Source organism: Clostridium ganghwense (genome assembly GCF_026735165.1).
Lineage (GTDB): Bacteria > Bacillota > Clostridia > Clostridiales > Clostridiaceae > Clostridium_H > Clostridium_H ganghwense.
Map to the genome: position 1 here is coordinate 373,620 of NZ_JAPQES010000001.1, position 12,566 is coordinate 386,185.

General features: G+C 26.8%; 10 protein-coding genes. 2 read left to right on the forward strand and 8 right to left on the reverse strand.

Annotated features, from left to right (window positions below; genetic code table 11):
• Positions 1–5: 5 nt before the first annotated feature.
• The 3 genes from OXH55_RS01685 to OXH55_RS01695 all read right to left on the reverse strand — a co-directional run bounded on the left by OXH55_RS01685 (position 6) and on the right by OXH55_RS01695 (position 4,574).
• Positions 6–1,964, reverse strand: a complete 1,959-nt coding sequence (locus tag OXH55_RS01685) for a BglG family transcription antiterminator (RefSeq protein ID WP_268047679.1) — start codon at positions 1,962–1,964, stop codon at positions 6–8.
• A 213-nt stretch (positions 1,965–2,177) separates the two neighbouring features.
• The gene (locus OXH55_RS01690; protein ID WP_268047681.1) at positions 2,178–3,323 is read right to left on the reverse strand and encodes a DUF116 domain-containing protein; all 1,146 of its coding nucleotides are present in this window, start codon (positions 3,321–3,323) and stop codon (positions 2,178–2,180) included.
• 564 nt (positions 3,324–3,887) lie between these two features.
• Positions 3,888–4,574, reverse strand: a complete 687-nt coding sequence (locus tag OXH55_RS01695) for a pseudouridine synthase (RefSeq protein WP_268047683.1) — start codon at positions 4,572–4,574, stop codon at positions 3,888–3,890.
• 227 nt (positions 4,575–4,801) lie between these two features.
• Here OXH55_RS01695 and OXH55_RS01700 point away from each other — a divergent pair, with 227 nt between their 5' ends.
• Entirely contained in the window at positions 4,802–6,214 is a 1,413-nt protein-coding gene (locus tag OXH55_RS01700; RefSeq protein ID WP_268047685.1) for a sensor domain-containing diguanylate cyclase, read from the forward strand.
• A gap of 180 nt (positions 6,215–6,394) precedes the next feature.
• On the opposite strand, the gene OXH55_RS01705 is transcribed toward OXH55_RS01700, so the two are convergent.
• Positions 6,395–7,093 carry a hypothetical protein gene (locus tag OXH55_RS01705; RefSeq protein WP_268047687.1) on the reverse strand — a complete coding sequence of 233 codons (699 nt, stop codon included), beginning with the start codon at positions 7,091–7,093 and terminating at the stop codon, positions 6,395–6,397.
• Between the two features lie 170 nt (positions 7,094–7,263).
• Here OXH55_RS01705 and OXH55_RS01710 point away from each other — a divergent pair, with 170 nt between their 5' ends.
• Positions 7,264–7,683 carry an NUDIX hydrolase gene (locus tag OXH55_RS01710; RefSeq protein ID WP_268047688.1) on the forward strand — a complete coding sequence of 140 codons (420 nt, stop codon included), beginning with the start codon at positions 7,264–7,266 and terminating at the stop codon, positions 7,681–7,683.
• A 76-nt stretch (positions 7,684–7,759) separates the two neighbouring features.
• Here OXH55_RS01710 and OXH55_RS01715 read toward each other — a convergent pair whose 3' ends face one another.
• From OXH55_RS01715 to OXH55_RS01730, 4 genes are all read right to left on the reverse strand, one after another.
• Entirely contained in the window at positions 7,760–9,781 is a 2,022-nt protein-coding gene (locus tag OXH55_RS01715; protein ID WP_268047690.1) for an FtsX-like permease family protein, read from the reverse strand.
• Positions 9,771–10,538, reverse strand: coding sequence for an ABC transporter ATP-binding protein (locus OXH55_RS01720; RefSeq protein WP_268047692.1), 768 nt, complete (start codon positions 10,536–10,538; stop codon positions 9,771–9,773). Before OXH55_RS01720 ends, OXH55_RS01715 begins: the two co-directional genes overlap by 11 nt.
• Positions 10,539–10,749: 211 nt before the next feature.
• A complete protein-coding gene (locus tag OXH55_RS01725; RefSeq protein WP_268047693.1) occupies positions 10,750–11,763 on the reverse strand; it encodes a sensor histidine kinase in 1,014 nt (337 codons plus the stop codon).
• Entirely contained in the window at positions 11,760–12,428 is a 669-nt protein-coding gene (locus OXH55_RS01730) for a response regulator transcription factor (protein ID WP_268047694.1), read from the reverse strand. The genes OXH55_RS01725 and OXH55_RS01730 overlap by 4 nt, the downstream gene beginning before the upstream one ends.
• Between the last annotated feature and the right edge of the window lie 138 nt (positions 12,429–12,566).

Below are 12,566 nucleotides of genomic sequence, written 5' to 3' on the forward strand. Positions count from 1 at the left end.
TCTCCTTATCTCAATAATTTTATAAACTCTTTATAGTTCCTTGAATTTACCAACTTTATAACTTTTTCTTCATCACTAAACTGTGTATACAAATTCTCAAGTATTTCACCAAATTCCAAATACAATTCCTTTTCAATACTCATAAGAATTACTAGTCTTACATTCTCTTCTTCCCACTGTATAGGCTTCTTATTTACTAAAATACATACCTTGCTTATTTCAGGATTAATATCTATTGCATGAGGAATAGCTATTAAATTTCCTATTTCTGTTGAAGATATATTTTCTCTTTTAAAGAAATACGCTTTATCTTCTTCATTTAAATACTCCTTTGAAACCATTTCCTCCAGCATGAAATTTAATATTTCTTCTTTGGTTTTAAAATCCTTATCTACAAAGAATAGCTCCTCCTCTGTAAATTCTAAAAATCTTAAAAGAAACTCATCACTGCTTTCTTCAACAAAATCCTTTATATAGCACATATCCTTTGGCTTTAAGATAGGAGATACATATATAACCTTTTTATCTTGTACTCCATAAGCATTAGCATCAATTTTAATAGTTGAAATTATTAAGTCATAGGATTCCTTATTAACAGAAGTTAATTCGTTTAAAGGAAGTACTTTTACTATTTCAATTTTATTATTGACATCACTTTTTATCTTTGCTGAAAGTATCATTGATGTTCCAAGTCCTGAAGCACATATTATAAGGGTTCTTAATTTGTTTTTACCCTTTTCTCCCTTTAATCTTTGTAGACTTGCTGCAAAGTGTAAACATATAAATCCTATTTCATCTTCATTAATTTCTTTACCTATTTTTTTCTCTAGATAATTACCTGAAATAGATGCAATTTTATAAGCAAAGGAATAGGTTTTCTTTATTTCTTGAAGCATATCATTTGTTATATGCATATCAAACTTTATTCTGTTGATAGATGACTTTAAATGTGTTGCTAAACTCCAAATTAATACCTTATCATTTTTAAAATCAATGCCTATAGCTTCTTCTATTTCTTCTAAAATTTCTTTTACTAATACGTTGTATTCATCTTGCACATCTATTTCTTGTTGTTCCCTAGCATTATCAATTATTTTTCTAGTGTATAGATGTTGAGTTATATAATATATTTCTTCCTTTGGTAACTCTGTTTGGGTAACTTCAAATATGCTATTTGCAATATTCTTAGCTACCTGAAATTCAAAGGTATTTTTTAGTTCATCTATAAACTCAACTACTTGTACAGTATTTTCATTTTCGATTCTTTTAATTGCTATAAGAATATGAATTAACAGGTTATAAAAACTCATATCTGTAATTGTTATACCGTTTTTATTTATAGATTTTATTAATATTTCTTCTATTTGTTTAGCCTTATCTTTATTAAATATAGCCTGCACATTTTCCAAATCTACAATATCGTTTTCATCCCAACGAAAAATAAAATAGCTTATGCAGCTTCTAAGGTCATCTTCACTGCCTTTTAAAGCAATTCCCCTCAAACCGTCTTTTAGTATTTGTATATTAAATTTATGCAGCTTTTTCTTTACAGTTATCAAGTCACTTTTTAGTGTAGTTAAGCTTATATATAATTCATCACATAATTCACTATGAGTTATACCTTTGTTTTCTTTAAGTTCTAATATTAATAGTCTTTTTATAATGTAGGCTGTTCTACCATTAGCTGTAGTTGGAATAAAGTTTTTATTGTTAACCTTTTCTTCATATAATTTAACTAGTTCTCTATTAAATGCATTTTTATCTAAAGTATCTAATATATATCCTCTTCCTTTTACACAAGCTATTTCTGTATTTATTGCTTTTAGCTTTTGGTTTATATTTTTTACATCTACTCTTAAGGTTTTAGATGAGATCCCTATAAAAGATGAAATTTCCTCTCCAGTAATGTAATGATCTTTATCTATCAGAAAATTTATTATTTTTAGTTCTCTTTCATTAATCATTTCCTCACCTCATCTTAGTTTTATTTTAGCAAACACCCTATATCAAAGAATAGTCTAATAAGTTCCCTTGTCAAAGGAACTTGTCAGACTATTCTATAATTTCTATTTATTTTCAATCTTTTCTTGCTTATTCATTTTACCATAAGTTTCACTTTATTCCATATTTGATAATATATTAAATAAGCTATTATTTTAAGTAAAATAAAAAAACTATCAAAATGTATTTATACATCTTGATAGTTTTCTTTCAATTTGTTTCACATTAATATCTGTAAGTACTCCATTTTTATCCCAATGATTTTTACATCCACAATAATCTAATAATACACATTGTGGAACAAAATTTAACTCCTTAGCCTTCCAGCCCCCATCTAACAAGTTCAAAACACATGCCACTCCAATGATTCCAATTTCTCCTAGCTTTATTTTTCTGTTTGAAAAGGCATCTGATTGATGTGGTATTATAAAAACTTGTAAATTATTATTTTTACCCCAATTAGTTAATTCATTTATTCGGCAGTCTTGCCTACATCCAATACAAGAATATCCTTGCTCTGTCTTAACAGCTTTACAACTGCTCCCAGCTTTTCTCATACATGCTGGCAGCAAAAGAAGTTTTCTTCTTGTGTTAAGAAAATCTTCTTTAAAGGCTCTATTCATTATTTCTGCACCAACCATATTAAGATGGTATTCAACTTCCTTTCTACCGCAGAAAACAAAATCTTCCTTATATCTATAAGATTTATGATTTTCTTCTAAAAACTTTTCTACATTACATGTGTAAATTCCTAAAGCTTGTTTGCTTTCATGCTGAAACCATTCTCCAAAGTCTAAAATTGTATCTAAAAAATTTTTAACATATGCTTCATCTTTTTCAGTGAGAAAACTTGTTATAATATTAAATCTTGTAACTTCCTGTTTAAAATCACCTACTGCCATCATCCACTTAATAAGAACTTCTATACTATTTAAATCATATAATGAATCTCTTTTATCATGTACAGCAAACAAAGTAATTAGTATACCTCTAATATGATCAATACTTGTTTTTAAATATTTATTATCACGCTTATATGATATATTCTTTAATATTCTCTGTGGAATTGTATGCAATCCTTTTGCTTTACCTATATATAATTTATAAAATACACTTAGAGCTAAAAAATCTATAATATACTCATCTTTACTCCTTATCTTTTCAACCTTACTAGATGATATAAAATCACAAATATCCTGAAGAAAAGTTATTAATTCTGTATAAGCTTTCTCTAAAACATTATCAGTAAAAACAGAAACATCTTTATAATATTGTTCCGACTTTTCCTTATGATTTCTTAAGGAATAAGTTATTATTTTCATAATTAAATCTCCTCTATGATAATAGCCAGTTTATATAAAATCTATAAACTGGCTATTAAGCAAACCCTAATTCATTTTTAAACTGATTCTTTGTTTCCTTAATCACAAAACTTTCCTTCCTAATTACCTCGGTTCCAATTGCACTTGCATACTCTTTAATTGATATTTCGGTAAATCTAAAATTTTACTTTCTAAAACACTTTACACTTTTTCTTGCTTTAATTCTTTGATTCTTTGATTCTTTGATTCTTTAATTCTTTAATTCTTTAATTCTTTGATTCTTTGATTCTTTGATTCTTTAATTCTTAATTCTTTGATTCTTAATTCTTTGATTCTTAATTCTTTAATTCTTTGATTCTTAATTCTTAACCTACATACTTCTTTACTTTAAAACTAATTTTCCTTTAATATTAGGGTTTGCAAGAAGTTTTTTTCTTCTTCTTGTGTATATTATAGCATGTCTTAATAAAAATGAAAAGGTTTTTTCTGAATTTTCAGTATTTTCTTATTAAACAAAAAACTTCTTAAGAACTTAAATCTCTAAATTCTTAAGAAGTTTTATTGTTAAATACATAAATTCCTTAATTCTATTACTTCTTTCTCTGTAAGATTACGCCACTTGCCAATATCTATCCCATCAATTTTTATATTAAGAATTCGAATGCGTTCTAGTCGCACAACTGTATATCCAAAAGCTTTACTCATTCTACGAATTTGTCTATTAAGTCCCTGCGTAAGAATAATACGAAAAGTATCTTCACTAACTCTGCTCACTTTACAATGCCTTGTCTTAACTCCGCAAATTTCCACCCCTTCAGACATTCCTTTCATAAACAAATCATCAAAAGGTTTATTAACAGTTACTATATATTCTTTCTCATGTTCATTTTCTGATTTTAAAATTTTATTTGCTAACTCTCCATCATTTGTCATTAGTATTAACCCTTGAGACGCTTTATCTAATCTGCCAACCGGGAAAATATATTCTGGATAATTCATAAAATTAATTATATTGCTTTTAACTTCCTTGGCTGCAGTACAGGTAATCCCTACTGGTTTATTTAATGCAATATAAATTTTCTCTTTCACTGGAATAGGCTCATTATCGATAAGAATAATGTCATCCTCTTCTACCCACTGCCCAGGCTCACAAAGCCGTCCATTTACTGTTATTCTATTTGCCTCAATAAGTCTATTGGTTTCTTTTCTTGAACACAAGCCCAAATTGCTAAGAAGTTTATTTATTCTCATTTTAAAATCTTTATCCTTTCACTTATATCTACTTGAATTATAAAAATATTATATCTTAAATTACACTTTCCTTTCACTATATAAAAAAATTTTTTATAATATATTATTATTTCCATATAATGATTATTGATATTTTAAATAAGTATATTATAGTATAATAGTTATAATTATTGATATTTTAATTGCGTAATGTATTTTTAATTAAAATGAATTTTTGAGGTGTTTTAATGATTAAAAAAAGAAAATTATTAATGGAAAATGCTATTAATATGATTAATACACGAGAACATTCAATGGATTTGCAAAGTACAAAGAAAATGGTGCAGTCTTTGAACAAGGAAGGTATTATAATAGATGTCAGTCCAGGGTGGCTTTTTATGACTGGTTATGCAAGAGAAGAAGTTATAGGTCATTTTTTTGGAGAATTTCTTGTAGATGAAAGTCTTTCAAAAACCAAAACAGAATTTCCTCATCTTAAAGACTATGGTTTTGTAAATAATGTATGCTTAAAGCTAAAACGTAAAGATGGAGTAGTTATAGAAGTTGCTTTAAATGGTACATCAAAATACAGTGATGATGGTGAATTTCAACGAACATTTTGTGAATTGAGGACTTTAGATTATTATATGCACTCAGTTAATGCAGTAACTCAACTTCTAATTTATGAAAAATTTTTGAAAATGATTATGTATATTGAAGCAAATATCTCCGCCCTTCTTCTTGAGAACGAAGATTATGATTATTATAATAATTTAAGTGCAATATTAAATGAACCTCCTGAAATACTACAAGCTGTCCTTGAACCTAATTCTGACAAATCCGAAACCCTTGATGAAAATAAAAAATCTATTATCGAATATGCTAAAGAATATATCACAAAAAATACTCTTACAGAAGAAAACAAAATACTTATAATTGAAAAAAGCGGTTATCTTAATTTGCCTATTTCAACTGGAAATGAAGATTACACAATGATCATTAAAATTAATGATGACACAATGCCTAATAAAGAAAGACTTTTGATAATTGATTTCAACAGTTCAAAACACTTATTGAAAGAATGGAGAGAATCATTTATCAACATATCTAAACTTATTGAATCTGTAATTCAATGGCTGAAAATCAATTTAGAAAATAAAAATCTTATGATAGAATTAAAAAAATTATCTGAAACAGATAATCTTACTACTATTTACAATAGAATGATGCTTGACAAAATACTATTAAATCAAAAAAAATCTTATGATCTATATAAAGAAAAATGTTCTATAATAATATTAGATATTGATCATTTTAAAAGAATGAATGATACTTATGGACATAATGTTGGCGACAAAGTACTTTACGAAATAGCAAACCTATTAAAAAGTAATATTGGTAAAACTGATGTTGTTGGTAGATGGGGTGGGGAAGAGTTCTTAATTATCTGTAAACATACTGATTTGTGTAAAGCAATACTCTTAGCTCAATATCTACGTAAAAAAATAGAAGGTTATTCCTTCACTGGAGTTGGTAATTTAACAGCCAGTTTCGGTGTAAGCGAATTTTGTGATGGAATTACTATAGAACAGGTAATTGACAAAGCTGATAAAGCTCTATACGAAGCGAAAACTGGTGGTCGTAATAGAGTAAATAACTAATTACTTGAAAAAATTTCTTATTTAGATAAACCTTCTTGTGATTTATCACAGATCCAAGAAAGCAAAGTTTCTATTGTCCTAAGTAAAGCTCTGCAGTATTTTATAACTGCAGAGCTTTTTTTCTCTTTAAATACCACTCACAAAATCACCTGATACTACCAATTTTATAGTGGACCTATATTATTTAATATCAAGTATTAGATGACTTCTTCTAGAATAAGTAAAAGTATATGTTTTTCCAATTGTCACACGTCTTAATCTTTTTGTATATGAGTAACCTTTGTGGTCAACGTATATAGTAATTCTTCCATATCGTCTTTCTTTATAAATACTAGTTACTGTACCTTTGGATATGTAATGGTCTTTGTAAATAAAATCAAGGACTGGTTTACTTAACATATTAATTTCAGCAGTAACTATAAACAGTATTAACATACCTTTCATTATAACTGCAGCAGTCTTATTTTTCATTTTTAGTTTTTCGTAGCATCTCCACTCCTCTATTCCATATACAAAAAGTATTAAAGGCACTATTGTTAGCAGTATAAATTTAAATTTTTCAAGAATCTTCACTACTAGCAATGCATCTTTTAAATCCATCTTCTCAAAAGCTAATTCCATTGCACCAAAATATATTACTAATCCACCTATTAAAAATCCCAAAATATAAATATGCAAAGGTTTATTAGAAAATATCATTTTAAGGAACAATTCTCCTATGATATCTCTTTTGTTGTTTTTTAATCTTGAATTATGATGCTGAATTTCCTTTTTCTTTTTAACTTTTTCCATTGGCAATCTTACTACTAGTTTTTCATTGCATTCTCTGCATCTTAAACTTCCATCAGTATATTTTCTTTTGCATTTTGGACAATACATAGTCTCCCCCTTATTCCCCCTTTCCCTATTTTATGAAAGGTGAATTTCTTATTTAAAGTCATTAAAAATATTATCATCTTTACTATAGTTTTAGCAATATTTTCATTTGAAATAATTTTCTTTAAATGCTAATATTTAATATATATTATTTTAGAAAGGAGATTTACTTAATGGAAAAAATACAACTCAATAACATTTCTTATCAAAAAAATACACACAAAAAAAATATCGAAGAATGTAATGAAGAAAAGAAAGTTTTTGATATTCAAAAATTCAGGGCAAATAAACCTAAAGATAGAGCTTATAAATACTTTTTAGAAGGTGGGGTAATAAAGTTATATCTTGTAGAAGGCGGAATTAAGAAGGAATGTATTAAAACAATTCCTTTAAAAGATGCAGATCCATCAATCTTAGCCCAAGTAGAAAATTTGAGCCCAGCAGATATGATTATGATTGTTGAAATGCAACAAAATGAAAAGAAAAAAAATGATAATAATGAGATGTTGTGTGATCTTCATTCTCCTAGAATGTCTCTTCCTAACATGTGGAAATTCCCTAATGGAAAAGTTGAAGAAAATGAAAAAATATAGTTTATTTATAAACATAAAAACCCATCAAAGTGTGTTGATACATCGTGATGGGTTTATGTCTTGTTATTAATTGTTATTAATTATTTTTAACTATATTCTTATATCCTAAATAAGTAGCGTAAAAATATCCCCCATATATTATAATAATAACACCTGCAGTTACCATCATAGTTGGTCCAATATCTAAAATCGTTAATACCCCTGCATACTCAGACATTCTTTTTATAATCTGTAGTGCCACTGCAAAATGTATTAAAGCTAAACCAAGAGGCAGCATAAAATGTATGAAAATTTGAGCAAATATACTTTTATTTATCATATCATCAGATGCTCCAAAATTTTTTAGCGCCTTATATCTATTTAAGCTATCACTAGCTTCCGTTAATTGTTGAATTGCTAATATTGCTGCGCTTGATATCAAAAACACAAATCCCAAGTATATTCCTATATATAAATATGTACCTACAGCACTTTTAACTTTATTATCCATTCCAGTTTTAGTATAAGCAGATATAATAAATCCATATTTCTTTAAAAGCTTGTCACGCTCATAGTCTACATTCTTAAACTTTACCTCTATTTCTCTAACTGCATCATCAAGTTCTTCTTTATTCTTTTCACTTACATTTATATGCATTTTCGAGGAGTATTTAGTCATATTTTTCACTAAAGAATCTGGTACTACTGCAGTTAAACCATAATAATCTTCTTTTATACCTATGTTATTTTTTATAATATAGTTCTTATTGTCAATCTTTATTTCCTTTTTATTTTTTATTAAATTCTGTAATGTTTCATTTTCATCGACATCATCTGTTATTAATAAAACTTCATTTTCTTTTAAATCTATGGTGGATTCTCCTCTTAATTTTCTCATTTCATTGTATTGCGATATTTTTACAGCACCTAACTCCCAAGCATAATTTCTTAATCTTTTCTTTAAATTTTCATTTGCATATTCATTTAGTAAACTAGAAGTTTTAACCTTTGTCCCATAAAAATCTATAATATTATACTTATAATAGTCTTTTAATTCAAACCCTACTTTTTTCAAAGCTTCTCTTATATCCTTCACTTCTTGTTTATTATCAGAAGGAATTCTTAATTCAATTTCTGCATCAAAAGGCATTACATTTTTTAATCTTTTTTCTACTTCATGTTTAAAACTTAAACTAGATGATAACATTACAATAGTTAAAAACAACATAAGACATATTATTGCCATGGATATAAAATTTGTATTTATCTTATTATTAAACTGTTTTATAACAAATATATTTAACTTTTTCAAATATATTTTTTTACTTTTTCTAAGTATAACTAATATAACCCCAGCTAATCCAAAGAAAAATAGTAAAGTACCCAAGCTTCCTAATATTATAGATAAAGGAAAGTTCGTATTTTTAGGAGTAAGTGCAAACTTCCATCCTAAATAATAAGCTCTACCCAAAACAATTAATGCTAAAATAAATATTATAACTGAAATTATAGGCTTTCTAAGCTTTAAATCTTCATTTTTCTTTGAAGCATTTATCATATCAATTAACTTATGTTTTGACACAACTATTGTATTAAATATCATAACTAGCATAAACATTATTCCAAAATACATAATGGTTTTATTAATTGTACTCATAGATACGATAAATTTATATTCAGTCATAGTAAATTCAAACAATTTTCCTGTAAGCACTGAAATTCCTTGTGATAATACTATTCCTAACAATAACCCTACAATTAATGATATAATCCCAACTATAAGGGTTTCACAAATTAATATTAGAGAGATTTTCCTTTTAGCCATACCTAATGTAGCATATATTCCAAACTCTTTTTTACGTTTTTTTACTAAGGAGTTATTAGCATATATAATTAATCCACCAAAAACAATCGATATAAATATAGATATATATGATATTCCCTTAGATAACACACTTATACTCTGTAATTGATAGTTATTCATCTCATACATTACTGTTTGAGAATCAATTGAGTTAAAATTATAAAATATACATACTGCTAATGTAAGTGTTATGAAATATATAGCATAATCCTTAAAACTCTTTTTTATATTGTTAACAGCCATTTTAAAATACATCGTTAACGTCACCTCCTAAAAGTGTGACAACTTCAATAATTTTATTAAAAAATTCTTTTCTAGAATCATTTCCCCTAACTAATTCATTAAATATCTTACCGTCTTTTATAAATAATATCCTATGAGCATAGCTTGCAGTGAAAGCATCATGAGTTACAAGTAATATAGTAGCCTCTAACTCTTTGTTTAATCTTTCAAAAGACTCTAATAGTAGTCTTGCCGATTTAGAATCTAACGCTCCTGTAGGTTCATCTGCTAATATTAATGATGGATCGGTAACTATTGCTCTAGCACATGCTACTCTTTGTTGCTGCCCACCTGACATTTGATAAGGATATTTATTTAAAACTGGTGAGATTCCAAGTGTTTCTGCAACCATCTTTATTAAACCATCTATTTCCTTTGGGTTCCTTTCTTGTATTGTTAACGCTAAAGCTATATTTTCATAACCAGTTAATGTATCAAGCAAATTGAAATCTTGAAATATAAACCCTAACTCATCTCTTCTAAATTTATCTAATTTCTTGGATTTCAGCTTTGTAATATTTTGATCATTTATGATAATCTGACCTGTTGTTACGTTGTCAATTGTTGAAATACAGTTAAGCAATGTAGTTTTACCACTTCCTGATGGCCCCATTATTCCAACAAATTCACCTTTATCTACCTTAAAGCTTATATTATCTAATGCCTTAGTTACATTTCCTTTTTTCCCATAATATTTTTCTATTTTTTCTACACTTAGTATATTTTTCATATGTATCTCCTTCATTTACTAATTGATTTTCAAATTGCCTTACAAGATTATTATATTATCCTATGTAAAAATTACATATTGCATTAGCTTTCATTAAAGTTACATTTTTGTAAGATAACTTTTCATTAAGATTATTGATATAAAATGTATTACAAATTGATTAGAATATATAATAAAACAAAAAAAGTGTAAATATTAAAATTCACACTCTTTAAATACCCAAATTAAATTTACTTAAAGGAAATATAATATTAACTTTTGTTCCTACACCCAATTCAGATGTAATATTTATTCCTAAACCTAGCTTACTACAAAGCTTTTTACAAAGATAAAGTCCTATACCTGTAGATTTGCTGTACTTTCTTCCATGCTCTCCCGTAAAGCCCTTTTCAAAAACTCTATTTATATCCTTCTCTGGAATTCCTATTCCATTATCTTCAATTGTAAGTATTACATTATTCTTATTGCTAGTAGAATATATTCTTATCTTACCTTCTTTATCTTTAATATACTTAATGGAATTACTTATAATTTGATTAAGTATAAATTGTACCCACTTTATATCACTATATACAACATTCTCTATTTCATCTAATTGTAAGCTTATCTTTTTACTTATAAAATCCTTAGAATTTCTTCTAATAACATTATTGACAGCAGTTTTCAGCTCAAATTTTTTTATTAGATAATCTTTACTAACATCACTGCTTCTTGAATAGTATAACGCCTGTTCTACAAATTCATCTATTTTCTTTATTTCTTGCCCTATATTATTCATGATAGAATTTTTATTGTTCTCTATAATTAGCATACTTGATGCAATAGGTGTTTTTATTTCATGAACCCAAGTCTCTATATATTCTCTATACTCTAACTGAAGATTTTTATACTCATTTACATGTTCATGCATTTCTTTATTACATTCTCTTAATATTTCATAAAAAAGTTTTCCTTCTAAAAACTCTGGTTTTTCCATAATTTCTGGGAGTAAATACTTTTTATCAAGGCTTTGTAATACAACTTCTGTATTATGATAATATTTTTTATGCTTAATAAACTCTATAATAATATAACTTATTAGTGGCAAAAACCATACAATAAAAATTGAAAATATCACAATACTTTCTATATCTACTATTGCAAGTATACAAGCTAAAATAAAAAATGCTATGAAATTTATAAATAGGAATAAAATCCTTTCTTTTAAATACTCTTTCATACTCATGGCATTATATACCCTAGTCCTCTTCTAGTTTCTATTACACCTTTTACCCCTATTTCCTCAAGTCTTTTTCTTAGTCTTGTGACATTAACAGATAATGTATTGTCATCAATAAAAACATCTGAACTCCATAAGTATTCCATCAATATATCTCTTGATACTATAGTTCCCTTATTTTTCATCAAATAAGAAAGTATCTTTAGTTCATTTTTAGTTAGTTGTTCCGTATTTCCTTTATGAGTAACACAACCATTTGATAAATTTAATTCAACATCATTATACATCAATACATCTTTATAATTATTTTTACAAGCTCTTTTTAAGACTGCTGAAATACGTGCTAAAAGTATTTGTGTGTTATAAGGTTTAGTTATAAAATCATCTGCCCCCAAGTTCATACTCATAAGCTCATCTACTTCGCTGTCTCTACTTGTAACTATTATTATTGGTATATCTGAATTTTTTCTAACTTCTCTACATATATAATACCCATCAAAAACGGGTAAATTTATATCCAATAATATTAAATCAGCATTTGCTCTATCTATATATTCAACTATATTTTCAAAATCATCTGGAGCATCAATCTCGTAACCATATTTAGATAAAAATATTTTAAGTTCTTCTCTTATAATTTCTGTATCCTCGATTATAATAATTTTTTTCATATTCATCCTCCAACATAAAACATTTGAAACTGCTTAATTACTTAGTACATATTATAGCAGAAAATTAGTAACAACATTACAAAAGTGTAAGTTTAAAATAGCTAAATGTAATATAGATGAATGGATGCTCTGCTCCAT